Origin of the sequence: Streptomyces sp. adm13(2018) (genome assembly GCF_008042145.1) — a bacterium.
Classification (GTDB): Bacteria; Actinomycetota; Actinomycetes; order Streptomycetales; family Streptomycetaceae; genus Streptomyces.
On sequence record NZ_RDBH01000129.1, the window covers coordinates 1,306,451 to 1,328,287 of the forward strand.

Consider the following 21,837-nt stretch of genomic DNA (forward strand, 5'->3'; position numbering starts at 1 on the left):
GGACAACTACAAGAAGTCGTTGCAGATGCAGGACGCCGGCACGCCCTCCGACGAGGCGCTGAGCACCTTCGCCGACGCCTGCGGCATACGTCACTTCACCGGTGCGGCGGGTTCCGCGACCTGGTTCGACTGCAACGCCCTGCACGGGTCGAGGCCAGGACGAAGGCGGCGGGCGGTGGGGCCGGATCGTGCGCTCGCCACTCGGCTGGCTGCCGGCGGGCGTGATCGGCGTCGGTCTGGTCTCGGGGCTGACGGCCACGGGCCCCGGCCCCGTCCCGGCGCTGGGAGCGGTGGCCGCGGTGGCCGTGTACGGGTGGGTGATGAGCCGTCTGGCCAGGCGCGACGTGCCGGAGATCGCCCGGCGAGGGGCGCTCCGGGAGGCACTGCTCGGGGGAGCGATCGGCCTGGGCTTCATCCTCGTCCCGGTCCTCCTGCTCACCGTCTTCGGGGGCTACACCTTCTCCTGGGCCGGCCACGGCTTCCTCGGCGTTCTCTGGACGACCGTCATGGTGCAGATCGGCGGCTCGGTCACCGAGGAGCTGCTCTTCCGCGGTCTCGCCCTCCAGGCCCTGGAGCTGTGGTGGGGCAGCCGGGCCGCCGTCGTCATCACCTCGCTGTTCTTCGGAGTCGCCCACCTCGGCGCGGCGGAAGCCACCCTGTGGAGCGCACTGGCGATCGCCGTGGAAGCGGGGGTCCTGCTGGGAGCGGCGTTCCTGTGGCGTCGTAGCATCTGGTTCGTCGCCGGGCTGCACTTCGCCTGGAACGCGGCGGAACAGCTGCTCGGCATCCCGGTCTCCGGACACACCCCGGAAGGCTGGTTCACGCTGGATGTCCACGGCCCCACCGTCCTGACCGGCGGTGGCTTCGGCCTGGAGGCATCGATCCTGCCCGTCCTGGTCGGCGCGGCCATCGCCTTCTGGATGCTGCGCCGGGCCCGAGCCGGCGGCGGGATCAGAACCCACAGCCGTACCGGCCGCTGAGAGCGGCCGAACCCCAGGAGACGACGTGGCGATCCCTCACGCACCGCTCGGACTCCGGTTCCCGAGGGCGCCGTACGACTGGTGGCGGCGACGGGACCCCTTCGTCCAGGACTCCTTCGTCGCCCTGGCGCTCACCGTGCCGGCCTTCGTGCCGAACTCCTCCCGCATCGGCGGACAGATCGGCGACCTGCCGCAACAGCCGCAGAACGCCCTGACCCTGGTCCTGGTCCTGGCCCAGATCCTGCCGGCAGCCGCCCGCCGCCGATGGCCCGCGAGCACCCTGGCCATGGCCGCCGTCGCGTTCGCCGTCCACCAGGCACTGGGCCTTCCCACCACGTTCGCGAGCCTGGGCCTGTACCTGACGCTGTACTCCGCGGGCGCCCACCAGGTCCGCCACCGCCGCGCGGCGGCCCTCGCGCTGAGCGGCGGCTACGCCGTGCTGGCCCTCGTCCTCAACGGCCTGGGCTCACCCCGGGCCTTCCTGGACTATCTCGCGTTCTATCTGTTCCTGGCCGCCTTCTGGCTGGGAGGGAGGACCGTGCGCAAGCACCGGATACAAGAGGCGGACCGGCGACGGCTGGCCGCCGAGGTGGCCCGGGCCACCGAGCGGGCCCGGATCGCCCGGGAGCTGCACGACGTGGTGACCCACCACGTCACCGCCATGGTGATCCAGGCCGACGCGGCCCAGTTCCTCCTCGCCTCCGCGCCCGAACGCGCCGGCGAGTCACTGACGCACGTGAGCGACACGGGCCGCCGGGCCCTGACCGACCTGCGCCACCTCCCCGGATCGCCGTTCCGGTCCGTGCTCAGCGGTGCTCAGCGGTGCTCGGGGTTCTCGAAGTCGAAGCGGCAGCCGGCGTCCCACTCGGCGCGCTGGTTGCCGTGGGCGGGAATGCCGCCGCTGTCCTTGAGCATCCTGGCGAGGTGGAGCTGGTTCCAGGTCATGAAGGTCGTGTTGCGGTTGGTGAAGTCGTTCTCCGGACCGCCCGAGCCCTCGTCGAGATAGGAGGGGCCCGGGCCGGCCGGGCCGACCCAGCCCGCGTCCGCCTGTGGCGGAATGACGTAGCCGAGGTGCTGGAGGCTGTAGAGGACGTTCATCGCGCAGTGCTTCGCGCCGTCCTCGTTGCCGGTGATCAGACAGCCGCCCACCCGGCCGTAGTAGGCGTACTGGCCCTGCTCGTTGAGGATCGACGAACAGGCGTAGAGCCGCTCGATCACCTTCTTCATGACCGAGGAGTTGTCTCCCAGCCAGACGGGCCCCGCCAGGGTCAGGATGTCGGCGGCCATGACCTGCGAGTAGAGCACCGGCCACTCGTCGGTCTCCCAGCCGTGCTCCGTCATGTCCGGCCAGACACCGGTCGCGATGTCGATGTCCACCGCCCTGATCACGTCGACCCGCACGCCCTGGCGCTCCATGATCCCGGTGCTGAGGTCGATCAGCCCCTGCGTGTGGCTGCGCTCCGGGGAGCGCTTCAGGGTGCAGTTGATCACCAGGGCGCGCAGGTCGGCGTAGGACGTCGTCGGGTCCGGCACGGATTCCTCCTCCATACGCTCCGGGCCGCGCGGGGGACGGCACCGGAGATGTCCCGGTACAGCTCACCAGGCCTTCGCGCCGTGCGCTCGTGGTGCTGGGCCGGTCGCCTGACGGTCCGCCCAGGGTCCACCCGCCGTGGCCGGCGCCCGTACGCGCCCGGGCCGGGTGTCGCTACGCCGGCGGGTGCGAGGGCACCGCGTCGATGAGGGCCGCGAGGGCCGCGCCGAGTGCCTGGGTCCCCGGGCCCGGTGCGCCTCCCGGTCCGCTCGGGTAGACGTCGCGGCGGATCTCGATCATGAGCGCGCCGACCCGCGGGTCCTTGCCGTAGTACGACAGCGGTACGTACGTGCCGGCGAACGGGGTGTCGGTGGCGAGGCCCCCGAAGTCGCCGAACGCCTCCCGGGCCGCGTCCAGCAGGGCCGGCGGCGTGTGGAAGGCGTCGGTGCCGAGGCAGATCGGCGGGCGGGGCCCGTCGCCGTGCAGTTCGTACGGCAGCGGGTCGGTCGGGTACGAGTGGACGTCGATGACGACGGCGCGGCCCGTCGCCGCGAGCCGTTCGGCGACGGCGGTCTCCATCGCCTCGGCGTACGGCGTGAAGTAGCGGTCGAGCAGGGGTGTCGGGTCGAACTCCGTGGGCCGGAGCGCCGCGCGGTGCGTGGTGCGCGTGTAGACCGCGCCCATCCCGACGGCCAGCATCTCCTCGCGTTCGTCGGGGAACCGCTCGGGGTCGACCACCAGCCGCGACAGACGGTTGACGAACCGCCAGGGGGTCATGTCCGCGGCGGCCGCGGCCACGGCGGCGATCTCCGCGGTGTGCGCGTCGGTGATGTCGTCGAGTTCCCGCTCGAGCTCCGCGTCGTCGAGCAGGATGCCCTCGCGCACGTCCGGGGGTATGACGCGGGAGGAGTGCGGGACGTGGAGGAGGACGGGGGAGTCCGGGGCGCCGGCGAGGACGTCGTACGAACGTGAGGTCATCGGTCCACCCTTCCACAGCCCGCCCGGGCCGCGGGGGTCACCGGCGGTCGACCGCGACCGCCGCGTGGATGGTCTTGCCGTCCGGGCCCGTCTCGACGGTCACCTCGCGGCACAGCCGGAGCACGATCGGCCAGCCGTAGCCGCCGGGGAGCAGGTTCTCGCCCCGCTGGCGCAGGGGTTCCTCCGTGCTGGCGTCGGACACGGACACGGTCACCCGGTCCCGCTCGACCCCGATGCCGAATCCCGTGACGCCGCCCGCGTGCCGGTGCGCGTTGGTGACCAGCTCCGAGGTGACGAGCAGCAGATCCTCGATCTGGGCCGGCCACAGCGGCCCGAGCCCCGCGAGCGTGTGCCGTACGAACTGCCGTGCGTCGGCCGGGGTGCGGACGGTGGACGTACCTGCGTCGACGTCGTCGAGCGGGTCCGTCCCGAGGGCCGGGGGCAGGGTATCGCTCCAGGTCTTCATCACGGATCCCTTTCTTCCTGTTTCTGGCGCTTTCCTCATCAGGTGATGCGTTTCGTCTTCCCGGTCGGCGTGGAGTGAAGCCTCTCTCCTGCCGGAACCGGGCCGCCGAATCGGCCGATGAGTGACCGCTGGAAGCGGGGGTACGCGAGCCCGGATCCCTGGACGCGCCGCGGGAAGCCGCAGCGGAATCGGCGACACACGCTGAGGGGCCGGACTCCGGTGGTGGACGGCTCGGGTGGTCACCGCCCGTCCGCCGTCGCCCTGGGGGCGCGTGTGGGGCGTCAGGAACCGTCCCACGACGGCGCGGCGATGTACGAGGGTCGCCGGACGGGCGCGGCGAAGGGCGCCTCGGGCTGGTTCTCGACGCTGTTGAAGACGAGGAACACGTTGCTGCGGGGGTACGGGGTGATGTTGTCGCCCGACCCGTGCAGGGCGTTGCAGTCGAACCAGGTCGCGGAACCCGCCGCACCGGTGAAGTGACGTATGCCGCAGGCGTCGGCGAAGGTGCTCAGCGCCTCGTCGGAGGGCGTGCCGGCGTCCTGCATCTGCAACGACTTCTTGTAGTTGTCCTTCGGCGTCGCGCCCGCGCAGCCGAGGAAGGTCCGGTGCGACCCCGGCATGATCATCAGGCTGCCGTTGGTCGTGTGGTTCGGCGTCAGCGCGATGGACACCGACACGGTCCGCATCCTCGGCAGGCCGTCCTCGGCGTGCCAGGTCTCGAAGTCGGAGTGCCAGTAGAAGCCGCTGGCCCCGAAGCCGGGCTTGACGTTGACCCGGGACTGGTGGACGTACACGTCGGAGCCGAGGATCTGGCGGGCGCGGCCGACGATGCGGGGGTCCTCGGCGAGCCGGCCGAAGACCTCGCTCATCCGGTGGACCTCGAAGACGGAGCGGATCTCCTGGGAGCTGGACTCGACGATGGAGCGCTCGTCCGCCCGCACGACCGGGTCGGAGACGAGCCGGTCCAGCTCCGCCCGGAGCACCTCGACCTCGTCGGGGGTCACGATCTCGTCGACGGTGATGAAGCCGTCGCGGTCGAACTCCTCCAGTTCACGCGTCCAGAAGGGGCCGGCCGTGCCGGGCTCGGACCACACCACGGGGTCCTTGCGGCCGATCAGCTCTTCCTTGGAGCCACGGGTGGGGTAGAGGTCGACGGGGCGGGTGGGTGCGGAAGGCATGAGGGAGCGTGGTTCCTTTCGCTCGGGGAGCCGGTGCGGCGTGTAGCTGTAGCTGTCGGTGTCGTCCGGTGTCGTCCGGTGTCGTCCGGGCTCAGGCGTCGTCGGACGCGGGAGCGGGCTCGGTCAGCAGGGGGTAGACACCGTTCTCGTCGTGGTCCTCGCGGCCCGTCACGGGCGGGTTGAAGACGCACAGGCAGCGGAAGTCCGCCTTGACCTTGAGGGTGTGGCGCTCGTGGCCGTCGAGCAGGTACATCGTGCCGGGCACGATCGTGTAGGTGCGGCCCGTCTCGTGGTCGGTGAGCTCGGCCTCGCCGGCCGTGCACACGACGGCCTCGACGTGGTTCGCGTACCACATGGCGGTCTCGGTGCCGGCGTACAGCACCGTCTCGTGCAGGGAGAAGCCGACGCGTTCACGGGCCAGGACGATGCGCTTGCTCTCCCAGGTGCCCGACGCGGCCTTCACGTGCCGCTCGGTGTTCTCCAGCTCGTCGAAGGTACGGACGATCATGGGGTGGGGCTGCCTTTCTTTCGGTTCGTCGGTCGTCGGATCGGAAGGGTCGGAGAGGGTCAGGCGGTCTGGCGGACGGCGCGGGCCAGGATGCCGAGGCCCTCGTCGAGCTCGTCGTCCGTCGCGGTCAGCGGCGGCAGCAGCTTGACCACCTCGCTGCGCGGGCCGGAAGTCTCGACGAGGAGGCCGTTCTCGAAGGCGTTGCGGCACACCGCGTCGGCGCGCTCGCCGTCGGCGAACTCCATGCCCCACACCAGTCCGCGGCCGCGGACGGACAGGGCCATCCGCCCGTCGGTGCCGCTCAGGTCGAGGAGGGCGCGCTCCACCCGGTCCGCGCGCTTCAGGGTGCGCCCGCGGAGGGCGCCGTCGCGCCAGTACGCGTCGAGGGCGGCCGTCGCGGTGACGAAGGCGGGGTTGTTGCCTCGGAAGGTGCCGTTGTGCTCGCCGGGCTGCCAGACGTCGAGCTCCGGACGGAACAGGCAGAGGGCCATGGGCAGGCCGTAACCGCTGATGGACTTGGAGAGGGTGACGATGTCGGGCGTGATGCCGGCCTCCTCGAAGGAGAAGAAGTCGCCGGTGCGGCCGCAGCCCATCTGGATGTCGTCGACGATGAGAAGCATGTCGTGCCGGCGGCACAGCTCGGCGAGCGCGCGCAGCCACTCGGCCCGGGCGACGTTGATGCCGCCCTCGCCCTGGACGGTCTCGACGATCACGGCCGCGGGGTGGTCGAGACCGGAGCCGGCGTCGTTGAGGAGGCGCTCGAACCACATGAAGTCGGGGAGCTGCCCGTCGAGGTAGTCGTCGAAGGGCATGCGGATGGCGTGGTGCAGGGGGACGCCCGCGCCGGCCCGCTTGGCGGCGTTGCCGGTGACGGCGAGCGAGCCGAGCGACATGCCGTGGAAGGCGTTGGTGAAGGAGACGACCGTCTGCCGGCCGGTCACCTTGCGGGCGAGTTTCAGGGCCGCCTCGACGGCGTTGGTGCCGGTCGGGCCCGGGAACATCACCTTGTAGTTCAGGGCGCGGGGCTCCAGGACCGTGGAGTGGAAGGTCTCCAGGAAGTCGCGCTTGGCGGTGGTCGACATGTCGAGCCCGTGGGTGACGCCGTCGCTGCCGAGGTAGTCGAGGAGAGCCCGCTTGAGCACGGGGTTGTTGTGGCCGTAGTTCAGCGAGCCGGCGCCGGCGAAGAAGTCGAGGTAGGGACGCCCGTGCTCGTCGAACAGCCTGGTCCCGCTGGCACGCTCGAAGACGACGGGCCAGGCGCGGCAGTAGCTCCGGACCTCGGATTCGACGGTCTCGAAGACGGTGGGCGTGGCGATGTCGGTCAGGGTCACGAAGTCTCCAGAGTGTGGTTCGAATGGGGCGTTCGCGGGCGACGGCTCAGCGGCGCGGAGAACCGAGCGGGCCGATGCGGTACAGCACCTCGGACTCGTGTCCGGCCGTGGGGAACGCGGAGGCCGGGAACAGCACCTCCTGCGTCACCTCCGCGCCGTGTCGGCGTGCGAACGACCGGAACAGCCGGTCGGAGGCGAGGTTCCCGGGGGTCACGGTCGCCTCGACCCTGCTGATCCTGTGCTCGGCCGCGACCTGCGCGGACAGAGCGTCGAGCAGAGTCCCGGCTACCCCGCTTCCCCGGTGCGAACCCTCGACGGCGATCTGCCAGACGAAGAGGGTGTCGGGCTGGTCGGGGCGCAGATAGCCGGTCACGAAACCGATCGGTCGGCCGGAGTCGTCACGGGCGACGGTGGTCGTGTCGGCGAAGTCGCGGCACCACAGGAGATAGCTGTAGGGCGAGTTCAGGTCGAGCTCGCCCGAGCCGCGTGCGATCCGCCAGAGCTCGGCGCCGTCCTCGATCGTCGGAGGGGTGGTCAGGGGAGTCGTGGTGGCCAGGCCTGTGGTCAACGGGGTCATGGGCGCCGAAGCTACCGAGTGGATCTCGGAACTTCCTGGTCAGGAGGGCTTGTTGTGGACACCATGATGTGATAGATGCGCCAGGGACTTTTGTAGCGCGAAATGTGTCCTGCGTCTCACGAAAAAGGGGAGGAACTCGGGCGAAGTGACCGTTTATAACGGACTGATAACGCCTTTCGAGTGTGCTTCTCCTTCACGCCAAGGGCGTGAGAACATCCGCCATTTCGCGTTTGAAGGGGGTTCCAGTGGTCAGGAGTAGGGGCCGTTCCGCGCGAGGGCCCGCCGGGGCCGGCCCCGGAACGCGGCGGAGCCGGGCCGGGTACGACGACCCCGGCCCGGCTCCGTCCGCTGTCGCGGCCCGAGGCCTACCAGATGGCCTCGACCCACTCCGGGTGGTCGATGAACGGGTTCCGGTTCCCCTGGTAGGTGCTGTGGATGACGTCGTTGCGACGCTCCTCGAAGGCACTCGGCGGGTCCTGCTCGTTCCACTGCTTCAGGACCGAGAGGCGGCCGTGGAAGCGGACGCTCCCGTTGCTCGTCGACTCGTTGGGCTCCAGGTCGGCCCAGGCGTCGCCGCCCTCGTACCGGACGGCCATGTAGAGGATCATCCGGGCCACGTCGCCCTTGTCGGCGTCGCGCGGCTCGAAGGAGTCGCTGTCCGTGTAGCTGCCCGGGGCTCCGGCGACCGGGCTGCCGCCGTTGTCGAAGTCCTTGTTGCCGCGGATGCCGTTGACCTGCACGTCGGCCGCGCGCAGATGGTGCAGGTCGGTGCCGGGGCCGGCCGAGGTGCCGAAGTTGCCGTGGGACTGGGCCCAGGTGTGCTCGCGGTTCCAGTCGCCCACGTCGCCGCCGTTGAGACTCTTGCTCCGCGAGGTCCCGCTGTAGAGCAGGATGACGTTGTTGGCGTTGGCGGGGTCCTGGTCGGCGACCTTCAGCGCGTTCCAGACCGCGTCGTACGAGATCTTGCTCTGGCTGCTGATGATGGTGTGCAGCGAGGACTTGAGGCTCGGGCCGGTCTTGCCTATCGCGTTCTTGTAGTACGTGCTGTCGTACGCGGTGGTGGTGGCGCCGGCGGGGGTAGCGGCGACCGTGGGGAGGGTGACGCCGACGAGGGTGGCGGCGGCGGTCGCCGCCCACACCTTCCAGCTGCCGATCCGCACAACGGACATGGGGGGCCCTTTCCCGGGGACGGTACGCGGATGACGGCGGCCGTCGGCTCAACGATTCCGCTGTCTACGCGTGTTGACTTCGTGTCACCGGGAGAGTGGCACACGACAGGTACCTGTCATGTAACGGGGAGGAGGCTGTTCCGTGACGAGTGCGTATAGGGCGGAACCCTTCGCGGCCGTGTGCCGGGCCGGAGGGTCTCAGTCGCCCCGGACGTCCACCGGCATGCCCTTCGGCTCCTTGATGCGCTTCATGATGATCTGCGAGTTCACCTCGGTGACCCCGGTGAGGGTCGTCAGCCGCTCGATCCACAGCCGCTCGTACGCCGCGAGGTCGGCGACCGCGATCCGCAGCAGGCAGCCGGGGCTGCCGAACAGCCGGTAGGCCTCGATGACGTCCGGCACGTCCTGGAGCGCCTCCTCGAAGGCCTCCACGGTCTCCCGGTCCCGCCGCACCTCCACCGAGACCAGCACCTCGAAGCCCCGCCCCAGCGCCTCGGGGTCGATGATCGCCCGGTAGCCCTGGATGACCCCGTCCTGCTCCAGCTGGCGCACCCGGCGCAGACAGGGCGAGGGGCTGAGCCCCACCCGCTGGGCCAGCTCCTGGTTGCTCAGCCGGCCGTCGTTCTGCAGCTCGCGCAAGATGTGGAGATCGATGCGGTCCATGGCGCAATTATCTACCACGCAGGAACGATACGGCGGCTGATTTCGCAATCGCCTTGCGCGCCTTCTGTCCTATCGTTGCCGGGCAGGTTGATTCAGGTACGGACCGAGGGCGGCAGGCATGAAGCGGACGAACGACGGGGGAGCGCGCCGGATCGTCGTCATCAGCACCGGCGGCACGATCGCCAGCCGCTGGCAGGGCACCGGCTACGCGGCCGACGCCTCCGGCGACGACGTGCTGGCCACCGCCCCCCTGCCCGAGGGCGTCACCGTCGAGGTCGTCGACCTCTTCAACGTCAACAGCTCCCGGATGACCGCGGCCCACCAGCTGGCCCTGCTCCGGACCGTCCACGAGACCCTCGCCGACCCGGGCGTCGACGGCATCGTGATCACCCACGGCACCGACACCCTCGAAGAGACCGCGTTCTTCCTGGACCTCCACCACACCGACGCCCGGCCGGTCGTCCTCACCGGCGCCCAGCGCCCCTTCGGCACCGGCGACGGGGACGGTCCCGGCAACCTGTACGACGCGCTCCAGGTCGCCTCCTCCGTCAGCGACCTCGGGGTCCTCGTCGTGTTCGACGGACGCGTCCACGCGGCCCGCGGCACCGTCAAGACCCAGACGCTCGCCGCCGACGCCTTCTCCGACCCCTCGGCCGACCGCCTGGGCCGCGTGGGCTTCTCCCGGGTGGACATCGAGCGGCAGCCGGAGCGCCCGACGCCGCTGCCGCTACCCGCCGCCGCGGACAAGGCGGACCCCGACCTCCCCGGCGCCGTGGCGCTGCCCCGGGTCGCGATCGTCGCGCACCACTCGGACGGCGACCCCTTCCTGCTCAACGCGGCCGTCGACGCCGGTGCCCGCGGCATCGTCCTCGTCGCCACCGGCGCCGGCAACGCGACGCCCGAGATCGTCTCCGCCGTGGCCGACGCGGTCGCCCAGGGCGTCCTGGTGGCCGTCACCACCCGGGTTCCCGCCGGCCCGCTCGCCGAGATCTACACCGGTGGCGGGGCGGTCGACCTCGTCGCCGCCGGAGCCCTGCTCACGGGTACGCTCCGCGCCGCGCAGGCGCGCATCGCGGTCCTGGCGACGCTGCTCGCCGAGGACGGCCACGGTGCGGGCGACCCCGCCCGCGGCACCGCCCTGCTGCGGCGGCTCCTCGACGGGCCCGTCCGCGCGGAACCCGGCCTCGCCACGGGCGGCTCCCGCTCGGCCTCGGCGGTCGCCGCCCGCGCCTGACCGGCGCACCCCAGAACCCCGGCTCGCGAGCGGCGCCCCCACAGCCCGCCCGCGAGCCGGAGCCAACCTCGGCACCGACGCGCCCGCCCCGCCGGTACGGCGGAGTGCAGGCATCCGCCCGGCATCCGCCGCGCTTCCGGCCGCCCCCGTTCCCAGGGGGCGGCCGGTTGTCGTGCTCCCGCAGATGGCCGGAAGTTACCCGTCGGTTTCTCGTGACTTCCCCGATGGTCGACAGTAGAACAAGTTCTCATTCGCCCCCGAGTGAGGAACGTCACATGAGCGAAAACCCCCTGCCCGCAAAGGGATTCGGCGGCGTGAGCCGCCGCCGCTTCCTCGCGGGAACAGGTTCTGTTCTCGGTGCTGCCGCCCTCGTCGGCCCCGGCACCCCGGCCCAGGCCGCAGCCCGCCTCGCCGACACCCCCATTCCCACCGGCGCCCACGTGCCCGCCCTCGTCATCGGCACCGGATACGGCGGCTCGGTGGCCGCCCTCCGCCTCGCCCGCGCGGGCGTCGCCGTGCACATGGTCGAGATGGGCATGGCCTGGGACACCCCCGGACCCGACGGCAAGATCTTCGCCAACACCACCCGGCCCGACTACCGCTCCTTCTGGCTGCGGACCCGCACCAAGCAGCCGCTGAGCAACTTCCTCGGCTTCCCCCTCGACAAGGACATCCCCCGGCACACCGGCATCCTCGACGCCGAGGACTTCGCCGGCATCACCGTCTACCAGGGCAGGGGCGTCGGCGGCGGCTCCCTCGTCAACGGCGGCATGGCCGTCACCCCGCGCCGCGAGAACTTCGCGGCCATCCTGCCCACCGTCGACGCCGCCGAGATGTACGCGACCTACTACCCGCGCGCCAACGCCGGACTCGGCGTCACCGGGGTGGACCAGGCCTGGTGGGAGAGCGCGGCCTGCTACCAGTACGCCCGCGTCGGCCGCAAGCACGCCCAGCGCTCCGGCTTCCCCTTCGTGTTCGTCCCCAACGTCTACGACTGGGACTACATGAAGAAGGAGGCCGCCGGCGCCGTCCCGAAGTCGGCCCTCGACGGCGAGGTCATCTACGGCAACAACGCCGGCAAGAAGACCCTCCAGAAGACCTATCTGGCCCAGGCCGCCGCCACGGGCCGCGTCACCGTCTCCGCCCTGCACAAGGTCACCTCCGTCACCCCGGCGGCCGGCGGCGGCTACACCGTCGCCATCGACCAGATCGACACGACCGGCGCCACCCTCGCGAGCAAGACCGTCACGGCCGACAAGGTCTTCTTCGCCGCCGGAAGCGTCGGTACGAGCAAACTCCTCACCCGCCTCAAGGCGACCGGCGCACTCCCCGCCCTCAACAACGAGATCGGCAAGGGCTGGGGTGACAACGGCAACGTCATGTGCGGCCGCGCCAACCACATGTGGGACGCGACCGGCAAGCTCCAGTCGGCCATGCCCACCGCCGGCATCGACAACTGGGACGCGGGCGGCGCCTTCGCCGAGGTCGCGCCGCTGCCCACCGGCATCGAGACCTACGCCTCCTTCTACCTCTCCATCACCAAGACGCCCCACCGCGCCGAGTTCAGCTGGAACCCGGCCACCGGCAAGGTCGACCTGAGCTGGGACCGGGCCTGGAAGCAGACCTCCATCGACGCGGCGAAGACCATCTTCGACAAGATCAACTCCAAGGAGGGCACGATCTACCGCACCGACCTCTTCGGTGTGTACAAGATCTGGGGCGACCACCTCACGTACCACCCGCTGGGCGGCGCGATCCTGGGCCGGGCCACCGACAACCACGGACGCCTCCACGGCTACTCCGGGCTGTACGTCATCGACGGATCCCTGATCCCCGGCAACGCCAGCGTCAACCCGTTCGTCACCATCACGGCCCTCGCCGAGCGCAACATCGAGCGGATCGTCGCCGAGGACTTCTGAGCGCCGGGGGAGGCCCCACGCGCCGTACGGAGAAGGGCCGTACGGGAGAGGGTCGGCACGGGTGAGGGCCGGCCGGGAAGCACCCGGCCGGCCCTTCCGCGCGCTCAGTGGGTCGGCAGCACACAGACCTCGTCGAGCCCCAGCACCCGGTTGAGCCGGCCGAACGCCAGCCACGACCCCAGACTCATCGTCAGCTCCACGATCTCCGCCTGGCTGTAACGTGCCGTCATCCGGGACCAGAACTCCTCGTCGAGACCGTGGTGGTCCAGCGCGTACCGCTCCGCGTACTCGGCCGCCAGCCGCGTCCGCTCGTCGAAAGCCTCCGAGACCTCCGTCTCCCGCCACGCCGCCACGACCTCGTCGAAGCCCTCCTCGACCTTCACCCCGTCCCGGTCGGTGCGCCAGTCCAGGCAGAACCCGCAGCCGTTGATCTGCGCGATCCGCAGCCGCGCCGCCTCGAACTCGCGCAGCCCCAGCGTCGTATGGGCGTACACCGACAGCGAGAAGTTCGCCGCCGCCGTCCCGATCTCCGGGACCATGTCGCCCCACACGTACCCGATCGGCTCCTGGCCCTCGGGAATGTCGATGATCATCGCGGACTCCTTCCGAGCTTCCCCACCGCCGGCCGCAGCGGCACGTCCAGCGCGTCGTACAGTCCCGGCTCGGCTGCCACCAGCCAGTCGATCGCGCCGACCAGCCGGCCCACCGCCGTCGCGTTCCCGCCCGCCGAGCGGTTCTCGCCCTCGGCGGTCGCCGCCACCGTCACCTCGATCCGGGGACTGCCCTCGACGATCACCCGGTGCGCCCCGGCGCCGTCCGGCGGCACCGGCCAGTCCGGCGCGCACGAGGGGTGGATCCGGGTCACGTGCTCGATCACGATCCTCGGCTCCCCGCCGACGATCCCCTGCACCTCGAAGCGGATCGCGCCCTGCGTCCCCGCCTCGAAGACCCCCATGGTCCGCGTCTTCACGGTCGACTCCAGCGGGCGCCGGTCCACCGTCTCGCGGATCTCGTCCAGTTCGGCGCCGAGCGCGCGGGCCATCAGGCGTATCTGCCCGCCCCACACCATCGTCGGCACCGACGGCAGCAGCATCGGCGGCTCGTACTCCAGCGGCCGGCCCATCCCGATCAGGTCCCGGACCGACTCCTCCTGCTCGTACGTCGAGTAGTCGAAGATCTCCTGGCAGCGGATCATGTCCACGGTGCTGCCGAGCCCGCTCACCAGCAGCGGCAGGACGTCGTTGCCCCAGCCGGGGTCCACCCCGGACACGAAGAGCGAACCGCCGCCCTCGGCGACGGCCGCCAGCACCGGATCCCGGAACTCGGGCGGCGCGTTGCGCTGGTCGTAGAGCGGATACAGCGCGGGGGTCACCACCACCGCCCCCGACCGCACCGCGCGCGCCACGTCGTCGAGCGCGCCGTCCGGCCGGGTGTCGCCCGACGCCGCGTACACCACCGCCCCCGGTCGCCCGTCGAGCACGGCGCCCACCTCGTCGACGGCCGCGACCCCGAGGTCGCGGCCGAGCCCCGCCAGCCGTCCCGCGTCCCGTCCGACCTTCGCCGGATCGGAGACCAGCACCGCTGCGAGTTCCAGCCCTGGATGGGCGTCCACGGCGCGGATCGCCGCGCGCCCGACGTTTCCGGTACCCCACACCACCGTCCGAATCATGCGCGGAGGGTAGCGCCGGGCCCCGAAGGTTCCCAGACCCGCGACAGAAAGATCTGACGAAGCGTCAGATCGGTGGTCGGGGACGGCGGACGTCAGGCCAGCCGCAGGGTCACGAACGGCACCGTGTCGCCCGGCAGGACGTACCGCTCGACCTCGACGAACCCGCGCGCGAGCGCGAACCGCAGCCCCTCCTCGTTCGAGGCGAGCACCACCGTTTCCACGCCCTCCCCGCCCAGCGTCCGGGCGTGCGCGAGGCCCCGCTCGTACAGCGCGGTCCCGACGCCCCGCCCTCGGAACCCGGGCAGCGTCCGCGCGATGACCGTCGCCGCCGTGGTCTCCTCGTCCGGCGGCCGCACCGTCGAACAGCCCACCACCGTCTCTCCGAGATACGCGACGTCCAGCCGGTTGCGCCCGGCGCGCTCGCGCACCTGGTCGAGGGAGAGGACGGCCGTCGGGATGATCGTGTTGTGGACCGCCCGCCAGTCCGCGAGCCGCGCCTCACCGAGGGCCGGCTCGATTCGAAGATCGTTCATCGGAGCAGGAAACCCGCCCTCGCTGCCCCGGTCAACCGCGTATCCCGCGCACCCCGGTCCGCACGGCGCCCCCACCGGACGCGGCCGTCCGGGTGAGGGCGCGGGACCCGCCGCAGCGCCGCCCGCCGATCGGGTACGCATCCCCGCATTGCCCCCCGGCCAGGAGGAACCGTCCCATGCCCGTCCCCAAGGGCGCCACCGCACTGCTCGGCGACTGAAGGACCTCGGCCTCTACCCGGGCCAGGAGATGATGATGATGCGGCTCTGGGACTGCGGACCGGTCCGCCAGTCCGCGCTCATCCAGTCCCTGGGACTCGACGCCTCGACGGTCACCAAGATGCTCCAGCGCATGGAGCAGTGCGGGCTCGTGCTGCGCCGCCCGGACCCCGCCGACCGGCGCGCAGCGAGCGGCCCTCGTCGGTCGCCTCGACCAGGACCGCGCGCCGGTCGGCGGGGTCCGGGCGGCGCAGCACGAGCCCGCACTGCTCCATGCGCTGGAGCATCTTGGTGACCGTCGAGGCGTCGAGTCCCAGGGACTGGATGAGCGCGGACTGGCGGACCGGTCCGCAGTCCCAGAGCCGCATCATCATCATCTCCTGGCCCGGGTAGAGGCCGAGGTCCTTCAGTCGGCGTCCGGCGGCGATCCGGTGCATCCGGGCCACCCGGGCCAGCGCGATGCTGACGGGCCCGCCGTGGGCGGCGCCGGGCGCCGACGCGGTACAGACGGGGTCGGTTCCTGACATCGGGGCTCCTCGTGACGGCTCTTCCCCCACTTTACCTTGGTCGGCCAATCAATGGGTTACAGTGGCAGCCGGACCAGATACTTGGCCGACCACATAAGTTCGTGAAGGGGACAGCCATGACCACCGCCTTCGACCCCGTGGACCTCGCGGGCACCCGGCTCGCCAACCGCATCGCCATGGCGCCGATGACCCGCAGCCGCGCCGACGCCGCCACCCGCACCCCCACCGCGCTCGTCGCCGAGTACTACGCCCAGCGCGCCTCGGCCGGCCTGATCATCACCGAGGGCACCCAGCCCAGCGCCGTCGGCCAGGGCTACCCCAGCACCCCCGGCCTGCACAGTGCCGAGCAGATCGCCGCCTGGCGCGAGGTCACCGACGCCGTCCACGAGCGCGGCGGGAAGATCTTCGTCCAGCTGATGCACGCGGGCCGGATCAGCCACCCCGTCGTCCTCGGCGGCGGCCTCCACCCGGTCGGCCCGTCCGCCGTCGCCCCCCAGGGGCAGCTCTTCGCCGGTACCGGCCTCATCGACTTCGTGGCTCCGCGCGAGCTCACCGCCGACGAGATCCGGGAGACGGTCGCCGGCTTCGCCGAGGCCGCCCGGAACGCCGTGGAGGCCGGCTTCGACGGAGTCGAGATCCACGGCGCCAACGGCTACCTGATCCACCAGTTCCTCGCCTCCGGCTCCAACCACCGCACCGACGAGTGGGGCGGCCCGGTCGAGAACCGCATCCGCCTCGCCGTCGAGGTCGTGGAGGCCGTCGCCGCCGCGATCGGCCCCGAGCGGACCGGCCTGCGGATCTCCCCGGCCAACCCCTTCAACGACATCGTCGAGACCGACACCGAGGAGCTCTACCCGGCCCTCGTCGCCGCGATCGAGCCCGTCGGCATCGCGTACCTGCACGTCACGGAGCCCGCGCCCGCGCTGCGCGAGCTCACCCTCACCCTCCGCAAGGGCTTCTCCGGCACGTTCATCCTGAACCCCGCCACCGAGGGGCCCACCGGCGCCGACGCGCTGACGCTGATCGAGGACGGCACCGCCGACCTCGTCGCGTACGGGGCGCTCTTCCTCGCCAACCCCGACCTGCCCGCCCGGCTGCGGGCCGGCGGCCCGTACAACACCCCGGACACGGCGACCTTCTTCGGCGGCGACCACCGCGGCTACACCGACTACCCGGTGCTCTAGGGGTATGTCCGGCGCGCCCGGACAGGCCGAAGGGGGCGGGGGCCCGAACCAGGACCCCCGCCCCCTTCCGCGCGCGGGACGGCGTACGCGCACCCGTCAGACGGGGCGTATCCGTCAGACCGCCCAGGCCTCCGTGACCGCCCGGCGCGCGCCCTCCAGGTCCACCGCGCGGCCCGTCTCGCCGAGCGCGGCGCCGAGGGCGGCCAGCGAGGACTGCACGGCGCCCGGGGTCGCGTCGACCCCGTAGTGGTTGACCCGGATCATCTCGCCCGCCAGCGCCCCGCCGCCCGCGATCAGCGGCAGCGACGGGTCGGCGGACAGCGCCTTCGCCACCAGCTCCGAGGCGTCCACCCCGGCCGGCACGCGCAGCGTCGTCGCGACCGGCGCCGCGTCCTTCGCCTCGTACACGTACGGCTCCAGGCCGCCGCCCAGCGCGAGCGCGCCCGCGCGGGTGGCCGCCGCCGCGGAGGCGTGCCGCGCCATCAGCGCGTGCAGTCCCTCCGCCTCGATCCGCTCGACACAGGCCTCCAGGGCCAGCATCTCCAGCTGCGCGGGAGCGTGCAGCAGCGCCTTGCGGCCCCCGTCGATCCAGCGCTCCTTCCAGTCCAGGAGGGAGAGGTACGAGCGGCGCGGCGCCGCCGGGTTGGCGGCGAACCGCTCCCACGCCCGCGCGCTCACCGACACCGCCGACACACCCGCCGGCCCGCCCATCGCCTTCTGCGCGCCGATGATGCACATGTCCACGCCCCAGGCGTCCGGCAGCACCGGCTCGGCGCCGATCGAGGCCACCGCGTCCAGGTAGAACAGCGCGCCGTGGGCCCGGACGACCTCACCGATCTCCGCCACCGGATTGGTGTTGCCGGTCGCCGCCTCCGCGTGCACCAGCGACACGAAGTCGATCTCCGGGTGCGCGGCGAGGGCCTGCTCCACCTGGGCCGCGGTCACCGCCGTGTGGAAGGGCACCGCCAGGTCGACCACGGTCGCGCCGCAGTCGCGCAGCCAGTCGCCGAAGGTCTGCCCGTACGGCCCCGTGACCACGTTCAGGGCGGTCGAACCGGCCCTCGCCCCGCTGCGGATGCACCCCTCCAGGGGGAGCAGCGCCTCGCCCTGGGTGATCACCACGTCCTGCTCCGTGGAGAGCAGCGCGGCCACCCGCCGCTCGATCGACGCGAAGTGCGCGGCGGTCAGCGGGGCCAGGTCCAGGAGCGGATGTGTCACGGTCACGGCGGTGCCTTCTTCGACTCGGTACGGGGCGGGCGGAGCTCCGGGCCAGCGTACCGAGCGGCCCCCGGGCCCCCGGCCACGGGCGCACTCCCGGCCCGGCACCCTCCCTCGTACAGTGCAGGCATGAGCGATCACGCGGTGCTGCACGTGAAGGGGCGGGTGCTCGTCGGCCCGGAGGACGTACGCGACGAACTGTGGTGCGTCGACGGCCGGATCACCTTCGACCGCCCCGCGGCCGAGGCGGTCACCGTCGAGGGCTGGGTGCTGCCCGGCCTCGTCGACGCGCACTGCCACGTCGGCCTCGACCGGCACGGTCCCGTCGACGCGGCGACCAGCGAGAAGCAGGCCCTCACCGACCGGGACGCGGGCACCCTGCTGATCCGGGACGCGGGCTCGCCGTCCGACACCCGGTGGATCGACGAGCGGGAGGACCTGCCGAAGATCATCCGCGCGGGGCGGCACATCGCCCGCACCCGCCGCTACATCCGCAACTACGCCCATGAGATCGAGCCCGCCGACCTCGTCGCGTACGTCGGCCGCGAGGCCCGGCGCGGCGACGGCTGGGTCAAGCTGGTGGGCGACTGGATCGACCGCGACGCCGGCGACCTCACCGCCTGCTGGCCGCGCCCCGAGGTCGAGGCGGCCATCGCCGAGGCGCACCGGCTCGGCGCCCGCGTCACCGCGCACTGCTTCGCCGAGGACTCGCTCCGGGACCTCGTCGAGGCCGGGATCGACTGCGTCGAGCACGCCACCGGCCTCACCGAGGACACCATCCCGCTCTTCGCCGAGCGGGGCGTCGCGATCGTCCCGACCCTGGTCAACATCGCGACCTTCCCGCACCTCGCCGACGGCGGGCAGGAGAAGTTCCCCCGCTGGTCGGCCCATATGCGCCGGCTGCACGAGCGCCGCTACGACACCGTGCGCGCCGCCTACGACGCGGGCGTCCCGGTCTTCGTCGGCACCGACGCGGGCGGCTCCCTCGCCCACGGTCTGGTCGCCGAGGAGGTCGAGGAGCTGACGAAGGCGGGCATCCCGCCGATCGACGCGCTCGCGGCCACCACCTGGTACGCCAGGTCCTGGCTGGGCCGCCCCGCCCTGGAGGAGGGCGCCCCGGCCGACCTCGTCGTCTACGGCGAGGACCCGCGCGCCGACGTCCGCGTCCTCGCGGCGCCGCGCCGGGTCGTCGTCAACGGCCGCGTGATGGGCTAGGCCGTCTCTTCCGGAGCTTGCCGGTTAAGCCCGCGTCGTCCGGTGCCGTGCATCGCACGGCGGAGAGGTACCCGCGTGCGGGACGTACCCGGGTGCCTCGACAACGCGGCGAGGTGCGGTGCCGGGCGGCGCGGGTCAGGCAGGATCCGGAAGAGACGGCTGCCTAGGCCGCCCGGCACTGGTCCGCGGTGCTCAGCGTCGGGTGAGGAAGGCCAGCCGGGCCCGCTTCTCCGGGATGAAGACCTCCGGCAGGTCCACCTCGGGGAGCACGACCTCCGGGCCGAGTTCGAACCCGACCTGGACCATGCGGGCGATCGCCTTCTCGTTGGACGCGTCCGGCTCCACGACCACCCGGGTCCGGTCCCGCAGCGTGAACGCGATGAGCTCGGACACCAGCGTGCCGGTGAAGCCGGGGCGCGGGGCCGGGCTCGGCGCGATGAGGAAGTGCGCGCCGACGTCCCCGGGCCGCACCTCGTAGCACTCGCTGACCCGGTCGGCCTCGGGGTCGTACGTCTGGAGCAGGGCGACGGGCTCGTCGTCCAGGCTCACCAGGAAGCCGTGGTGGGTGGTGAGCGAGTCGAGGTGCGCGTAGACGTCCCTGACCTGCTCGACGGTGGTGCCCACCATCCCCCAGAAGCGGGACCGCTCCTCGTTGACCCAGGCGTGCAGGAGCACGGCGTCGCGCTCGGGCTCGACGGGCCGGACCGTGACGGTGCCGAAGCCCTCCACTCTGCGGACGTAGGCGGCGGTGGCGGTGGTCATTCCTGCTCCTTGGTGAGGTTCTGCCAGTCGGTGGTGACGGGGGCGAGTTCGCCCCTCAGCCACAGCGGAAGCTGGTCGCGGTGGTGCGGGTCGCCGGGCACGCCGGACGCGCCGAACGGCACGATCCAGCCGCTCCGTTCGCGGTCGGCGAGGTGCCAGACGTAGCGGGCGGCGGAGGCGCGGACGCTGCGGTCGGTCCATCCGGGCACGCTGGACGTGGAGAGCACGCAGTCGTGGTCGCCGCCGAGTCCCGGCCACTGGGCGTCGTCGGGGTCGGGCAGCGCCTGCCAGGGCGCGAGCCGGTGCGTGGCGCCCCAGGCGGCCGGCGGTTCACCGGCGCCGATCTCGTCCAGCGCCTCGCGCACGATCCGGTCGACGTCCCCGGCGGGTACGGGCCCGGCCGTCAGCAGGGTCTCCAGCGCGTAGGCGACCCGGGGGCCGAGGGCCAGCCAGGGCCGGAACACCTCGGGGTACGGGGCGGGTTCGCGCAGCGCCGCGAAGGCCTCGTGGGCGGCGAGCCGGCGGACGACGGCGCCGCGCACGGCGGCGTAGAGGCCCGCGTCGGTGCTCTCGGCGTCCATCCGCCGGTCCCAGGCGAGCAGCCGGTCGCACCCCGTACATCGCGGGCGGCGCGCTCGCGCTCCTCGTGGCCGGCGGCGGCGCGCTCGCGCTGACCCGCTCGCGCGCCCGCTCCCGAGGCTGACCGCCCGAGGGGGAGACGCAGGGGGCACGCGGCGGGCTCCGGGGGGAGCCCCGCCGGCGAGGCACGGGTGCGGGGAGGGCGACGGTGACGACATCGCCCTCCTCGGACCCGTCCGCGCGCGACGGCCCCCGCCCCGCGCGGACCGCTCGGCGGCAGGCCGCTCAGCCCTCCATCAGCAGGGCCTGGTCGAGAGCCTGGAGGAAGCGGTTCGTCGTGGCCCGGTCCCGGACCGCGATCCGCAGCCAGTTCCTGTCGAGCCCCGGGAACGTGTCGCCCCGGCGGGCCGCGAAGCCCAGCGACCGCAGCCGCTCCCGGATCGCGTCCGCGCCGTCGATCCGCAGCAGTACGAACGGTCCCTCCGCCCCCGGGACCGTCCGCACCTCGTCGAACTCCGCCAGCCCGGCCAGCAGATGGGCCCGCTCGACCCCGGTCCGGTGCGCCGCGTGTTCCGCCTCCGCGAGCGCCGCCCGCGTCATGCAGGCCTCCGCCGCCACCAGGGCGGGCGTCGACACCGGCCACAGCGGCTGCGTCCGCTCCAGGGCGGCGATCGTCGCCGGATCGGCCAGCACGTACCCGATCCGCAGACCGGCGAGACCCCACGTCTTGGTGAGGCTGCGCAGCACCACGAGCCCCGGTACGTCGGTCCGTCCGGCCAGCGACTCGCGCTCGCCCGGCACCGCGTCCAGGAACGCCTCGTCGACCACCAGGGTCCGCCAGGGTCTCGCGAGCGCCGCGATCGAGGCGGCCGGGTGCAGCACCGACGTGGGGTTCGTGGGGTTCCCGATCACCACCAGGTCCGCGTCCTCGGGGACGGCCGCCGGATCCAGCCGGAAGCCGTCCTCCTCGCGCAGCAGCACCCGGCCCACCTCGTGGCCGACGTCGCGCAGCGCCGCCTCCGGCTCGGTGAACTGCGGATGCACGACGACGGGCCGCCGCACCGGCAGCGCCCGCGCGATCAGCACGAACGCCTCCGCCGCGCCGGCCGTCAGCAGGACCCGGTTCGACGGCAGGTCGTGCCGCTCCGCCACGGCCGCCCGCGCGGCCCGGCCGTCGGGGTAGGCGGCGAGTCCGGTCAGGGAGTCGGCGATCCGCTCCCGCAGCCAGTCCGGTGGGGTGTTCGTCCGGACGTTGACCGCCAGATCGATGAGTTTCTCGTCCCGTACCTCGGCGTCACCGTGGTGGCGCAGGTCGTGGGCGTCGGTATGCAGATGCATGTCCATGGCCGCCGTCGTGTGGGGGGTGGGGATGGTGGGGGGTGAGCCGGGCTCGCCAGCGA

Annotated in this window: 23 protein-coding genes and 3 pseudogenes; 9 read left to right on the forward strand and 17 right to left on the reverse strand. The window is 72.4% G+C overall.

What is annotated here, in order from left to right:
• From EAO70_RS39450 to EAO70_RS39455, 3 genes and pseudogenes are all read left to right on the forward strand, one after another.
• Positions 1 to 151, forward strand: a pseudogene (locus tag EAO70_RS39450) (ectoine hydroxylase); the annotation flags it as partial.
• A gap of 37 nt (positions 152 to 188) precedes the next feature.
• Positions 189 to 980 carry a CPBP family intramembrane glutamic endopeptidase gene (locus EAO70_RS22640; RefSeq protein WP_261992987.1) on the forward strand — a complete coding sequence of 264 codons (792 nt, stop codon included), beginning with the start codon at positions 189 to 191 and terminating at the stop codon, positions 978 to 980.
• Positions 981 to 1,266: 286 nt separating this feature from the next.
• Positions 1,267 to 1,749, forward strand: a pseudogene (locus EAO70_RS39455) (histidine kinase); the annotation flags it as partial.
• Between the two features lie 47 nt (positions 1,750 to 1,796).
• Here EAO70_RS39455 and EAO70_RS22650 read toward each other — a convergent pair.
• The 9 genes from EAO70_RS22650 to EAO70_RS22690 form a co-directional block, all read right to left on the reverse strand.
• Positions 1,797 to 2,513 (reverse strand): flavodoxin family protein, encoded by a 717-nt coding sequence (locus tag EAO70_RS22650; protein WP_261992988.1) that lies wholly within the window; start codon positions 2,511 to 2,513, stop codon positions 1,797 to 1,799.
• 172 nt (positions 2,514 to 2,685) lie between these two features.
• Positions 2,686 to 3,489, reverse strand: coding sequence for an N-formylglutamate amidohydrolase (locus EAO70_RS22655; RefSeq protein WP_148004640.1), 804 nt, complete (start codon positions 3,487 to 3,489; stop codon positions 2,686 to 2,688).
• 37 nt (positions 3,490 to 3,526) lie between these two features.
• Positions 3,527 to 3,955 carry an ATP-binding protein gene (locus EAO70_RS22660; protein ID WP_187283991.1) on the reverse strand — a complete coding sequence of 143 codons (429 nt, stop codon included), beginning with the start codon at positions 3,953 to 3,955 and terminating at the stop codon, positions 3,527 to 3,529.
• A 281-nt stretch (positions 3,956 to 4,236) separates the two neighbouring features.
• Entirely contained in the window at positions 4,237 to 5,133 is an 897-nt protein-coding gene (gene thpD, locus EAO70_RS22665; RefSeq protein WP_148004641.1) for an ectoine hydroxylase, read from the reverse strand.
• A gap of 91 nt (positions 5,134 to 5,224) precedes the next feature.
• Positions 5,225 to 5,641 carry an ectoine synthase gene (locus tag EAO70_RS22670; RefSeq protein WP_148004642.1) on the reverse strand — a complete coding sequence of 139 codons (417 nt, stop codon included), beginning with the start codon at positions 5,639 to 5,641 and terminating at the stop codon, positions 5,225 to 5,227.
• Between the two features lie 59 nt (positions 5,642 to 5,700).
• Positions 5,701 to 6,972 (reverse strand): diaminobutyrate--2-oxoglutarate transaminase, encoded by a 1,272-nt coding sequence (gene ectB / locus EAO70_RS22675; protein ID WP_148004643.1) that lies wholly within the window; start codon positions 6,970 to 6,972, stop codon positions 5,701 to 5,703.
• A 46-nt stretch (positions 6,973 to 7,018) separates the two neighbouring features.
• Positions 7,019 to 7,549 carry a diaminobutyrate acetyltransferase gene (gene ectA, locus EAO70_RS22680; RefSeq protein ID WP_148004644.1) on the reverse strand — a complete coding sequence of 177 codons (531 nt, stop codon included), beginning with the start codon at positions 7,547 to 7,549 and terminating at the stop codon, positions 7,019 to 7,021.
• A gap of 365 nt (positions 7,550 to 7,914) precedes the next feature.
• A complete protein-coding gene (locus EAO70_RS22685) occupies positions 7,915 to 8,718 on the reverse strand; it encodes an endonuclease I family protein (RefSeq protein ID WP_148004645.1) in 804 nt (267 codons plus the stop codon).
• Between the two features lie 198 nt (positions 8,719 to 8,916).
• Entirely contained in the window at positions 8,917 to 9,381 is a 465-nt protein-coding gene (locus EAO70_RS22690; RefSeq protein ID WP_148004646.1) for an Lrp/AsnC family transcriptional regulator, read from the reverse strand.
• Positions 9,382 to 9,499: 118 nt separating this feature from the next.
• Between EAO70_RS22690 and EAO70_RS22695 the strand changes: the two genes are divergently transcribed.
• Positions 9,500 to 10,615, forward strand: coding sequence for an asparaginase (locus EAO70_RS22695; protein ID WP_148004647.1), 1,116 nt, complete (start codon positions 9,500 to 9,502; stop codon positions 10,613 to 10,615).
• Between the two features lie 275 nt (positions 10,616 to 10,890).
• Positions 10,891 to 12,534 carry a GMC oxidoreductase gene (locus EAO70_RS22700; RefSeq protein WP_148004648.1) on the forward strand — a complete coding sequence of 548 codons (1,644 nt, stop codon included), beginning with the start codon at positions 10,891 to 10,893 and terminating at the stop codon, positions 12,532 to 12,534.
• A gap of 104 nt (positions 12,535 to 12,638) precedes the next feature.
• Here EAO70_RS22700 and EAO70_RS22705 read toward each other — a convergent pair whose 3' ends face one another.
• From EAO70_RS22705 to EAO70_RS22715, 3 genes are all read right to left on the reverse strand, one after another.
• On the reverse strand, positions 12,639 to 13,127 hold the full coding sequence (locus EAO70_RS22705) for a carboxymuconolactone decarboxylase family protein (RefSeq protein WP_148004649.1): 489 nt from the start codon (positions 13,125 to 13,127) through the stop codon (positions 12,639 to 12,641).
• On the reverse strand, positions 13,124 to 14,203 hold the full coding sequence (locus tag EAO70_RS22710; protein ID WP_148004650.1) for a dihydrodipicolinate reductase: 1,080 nt from the start codon (positions 14,201 to 14,203) through the stop codon (positions 13,124 to 13,126). The genes EAO70_RS22705 and EAO70_RS22710 overlap by 4 nt, the downstream gene beginning before the upstream one ends.
• A gap of 92 nt (positions 14,204 to 14,295) precedes the next feature.
• Positions 14,296 to 14,736 carry a GNAT family N-acetyltransferase gene (locus EAO70_RS22715; protein ID WP_148004651.1) on the reverse strand — a complete coding sequence of 147 codons (441 nt, stop codon included), beginning with the start codon at positions 14,734 to 14,736 and terminating at the stop codon, positions 14,296 to 14,298.
• 256 nt (positions 14,737 to 14,992) lie between these two features.
• On the opposite strand from EAO70_RS22715, the pseudogene EAO70_RS40445 reads away from it, so the two are divergent.
• Positions 14,993 to 15,079, forward strand: a pseudogene (locus tag EAO70_RS40445) (MarR family transcriptional regulator); the annotation flags it as partial.
• Here EAO70_RS40445 and EAO70_RS22725 read toward each other — a convergent pair.
• Positions 15,066 to 15,479, reverse strand: a complete 414-nt coding sequence (locus EAO70_RS22725) for a MarR family winged helix-turn-helix transcriptional regulator (protein ID WP_222723474.1) — start codon at positions 15,477 to 15,479, stop codon at positions 15,066 to 15,068. The pseudogene EAO70_RS40445 and the gene EAO70_RS22725 sit on opposite strands and share 14 nt — an antisense overlap.
• A gap of 116 nt (positions 15,480 to 15,595) precedes the next feature.
• On the opposite strand from EAO70_RS22725, the gene EAO70_RS22730 reads away from it, so the two are divergent.
• Positions 15,596 to 16,663: an alkene reductase gene (locus EAO70_RS22730; protein ID WP_148004653.1), complete on the forward strand. Its 1,068-nt coding sequence runs from the start codon at positions 15,596 to 15,598 to the stop codon at positions 16,661 to 16,663.
• A gap of 114 nt (positions 16,664 to 16,777) precedes the next feature.
• Here the strand turns inward: EAO70_RS22730 and EAO70_RS22735 are convergent, their stop codons facing one another.
• Positions 16,778 to 17,881: a pyridoxal-phosphate-dependent aminotransferase family protein gene (locus EAO70_RS22735; RefSeq protein WP_148005307.1), complete on the reverse strand. Its 1,104-nt coding sequence runs from the start codon at positions 17,879 to 17,881 to the stop codon at positions 16,778 to 16,780.
• Between the two features lie 129 nt (positions 17,882 to 18,010).
• Here EAO70_RS22735 and EAO70_RS22740 point away from each other — a divergent pair, with 129 nt between their 5' ends.
• Complete coding sequence (locus tag EAO70_RS22740) at positions 18,011 to 19,096, forward strand: amidohydrolase family protein (RefSeq protein WP_148004654.1); 1,086 nt, start codon at positions 18,011 to 18,013, stop codon at positions 19,094 to 19,096.
• A 192-nt stretch (positions 19,097 to 19,288) separates the two neighbouring features.
• Here the strand turns inward: EAO70_RS22740 and EAO70_RS22745 are convergent, their stop codons facing one another.
• The gene (locus EAO70_RS22745; protein WP_148004655.1) at positions 19,289 to 19,858 is read right to left on the reverse strand and encodes a GNAT family N-acetyltransferase; all 570 of its coding nucleotides are present in this window, start codon (positions 19,856 to 19,858) and stop codon (positions 19,289 to 19,291) included.
• The gene (locus EAO70_RS22750) at positions 19,855 to 20,439 is read right to left on the reverse strand and encodes a penicillin acylase family protein (protein WP_410091304.1); all 585 of its coding nucleotides are present in this window, start codon (positions 20,437 to 20,439) and stop codon (positions 19,855 to 19,857) included. The genes EAO70_RS22745 and EAO70_RS22750 overlap by 4 nt, the downstream gene beginning before the upstream one ends.
• Positions 20,440 to 20,477: 38 nt before the next feature.
• On the opposite strand from EAO70_RS22750, the gene EAO70_RS40055 reads away from it, so the two are divergent.
• Positions 20,478 to 20,561: a hypothetical protein gene (locus tag EAO70_RS40055; RefSeq protein ID WP_315986245.1), complete on the forward strand. Its 84-nt coding sequence runs from the start codon at positions 20,478 to 20,480 to the stop codon at positions 20,559 to 20,561.
• A 161-nt stretch (positions 20,562 to 20,722) separates the two neighbouring features.
• Here the strand turns inward: EAO70_RS40055 and cobC are convergent, their stop codons facing one another.
• A complete protein-coding gene (gene cobC, locus EAO70_RS22755; protein WP_148004656.1) occupies positions 20,723 to 21,781 on the reverse strand; it encodes an Rv2231c family pyridoxal phosphate-dependent protein CobC in 1,059 nt (352 codons plus the stop codon).
• Between the last annotated feature and the right edge of the window lie 56 nt (positions 21,782 to 21,837).

What these genes read in the sequence shown, in the direction of transcription:
- EAO70_RS22655 (WP_148004640.1), bottom strand. Translation starts at nt 3,489, where the DNA reads ATGACCTCACGTTCGTACGACGTCCTCGCCGGCGCCCCGGACTCCCCC.
- EAO70_RS22660 (WP_187283991.1), bottom strand. Translation starts at nt 3,955, where the DNA reads ATGAAGACCTGGAGCGATACCCTGCCCCCGGCCCTCGGGACGGACCCG.
- thpD (WP_148004641.1), bottom strand. Translation starts at nt 5,133, where the DNA reads ATGCCTTCCGCACCCACCCGCCCCGTCGACCTCTACCCCACCCGTGGC.
- EAO70_RS22670 (WP_148004642.1), bottom strand. Translation starts at nt 5,641, where the DNA reads ATGATCGTCCGTACCTTCGACGAGCTGGAGAACACCGAGCGGCACGTG.
- ectA (WP_148004644.1), bottom strand. Translation starts at nt 7,549, where the DNA reads ATGACCCCGTTGACCACAGGCCTGGCCACCACGACTCCCCTGACCACC.
- EAO70_RS22685 (WP_148004645.1), bottom strand. Translation starts at nt 8,718, where the DNA reads ATGTCCGTTGTGCGGATCGGCAGCTGGAAGGTGTGGGCGGCGACCGCC.
- EAO70_RS22690 (WP_148004646.1), bottom strand. Translation starts at nt 9,381, where the DNA reads ATGGACCGCATCGATCTCCACATCTTGCGCGAGCTGCAGAACGACGGC.
- EAO70_RS22695 (WP_148004647.1), top strand. Translation starts at nt 9,500, where the DNA reads ATGAAGCGGACGAACGACGGGGGAGCGCGCCGGATCGTCGTCATCAGC.
- EAO70_RS22700 (WP_148004648.1), top strand. Translation starts at nt 10,891, where the DNA reads ATGAGCGAAAACCCCCTGCCCGCAAAGGGATTCGGCGGCGTGAGCCGC.
- EAO70_RS22705 (WP_148004649.1), bottom strand. Translation starts at nt 13,127, where the DNA reads ATGATCATCGACATTCCCGAGGGCCAGGAGCCGATCGGGTACGTGTGG.
- EAO70_RS22710 (WP_148004650.1), bottom strand. Translation starts at nt 14,203, where the DNA reads ATGATTCGGACGGTGGTGTGGGGTACCGGAAACGTCGGGCGCGCGGCG.
- EAO70_RS22715 (WP_148004651.1), bottom strand. Translation starts at nt 14,736, where the DNA reads ATGAACGATCTTCGAATCGAGCCGGCCCTCGGTGAGGCGCGGCTCGCG.
- EAO70_RS22725 (WP_222723474.1), bottom strand. Translation starts at nt 15,479, where the DNA reads ATGTCAGGAACCGACCCCGTCTGTACCGCGTCGGCGCCCGGCGCCGCC.
- EAO70_RS22730 (WP_148004653.1), top strand. Translation starts at nt 15,596, where the DNA reads ATGACCACCGCCTTCGACCCCGTGGACCTCGCGGGCACCCGGCTCGCC.
- EAO70_RS22740 (WP_148004654.1), top strand. Translation starts at nt 18,011, where the DNA reads ATGAGCGATCACGCGGTGCTGCACGTGAAGGGGCGGGTGCTCGTCGGC.
- EAO70_RS22745 (WP_148004655.1), bottom strand. Translation starts at nt 19,858, where the DNA reads ATGACCACCGCCACCGCCGCCTACGTCCGCAGAGTGGAGGGCTTCGGC.
- EAO70_RS22750 (WP_410091304.1), bottom strand. Translation starts at nt 20,439, where the DNA reads ATGGACGCCGAGAGCACCGACGCGGGCCTCTACGCCGCCGTGCGCGGC.
- cobC (WP_148004656.1), bottom strand. Translation starts at nt 21,781, where the DNA reads ATGGACATGCATCTGCATACCGACGCCCACGACCTGCGCCACCACGGT.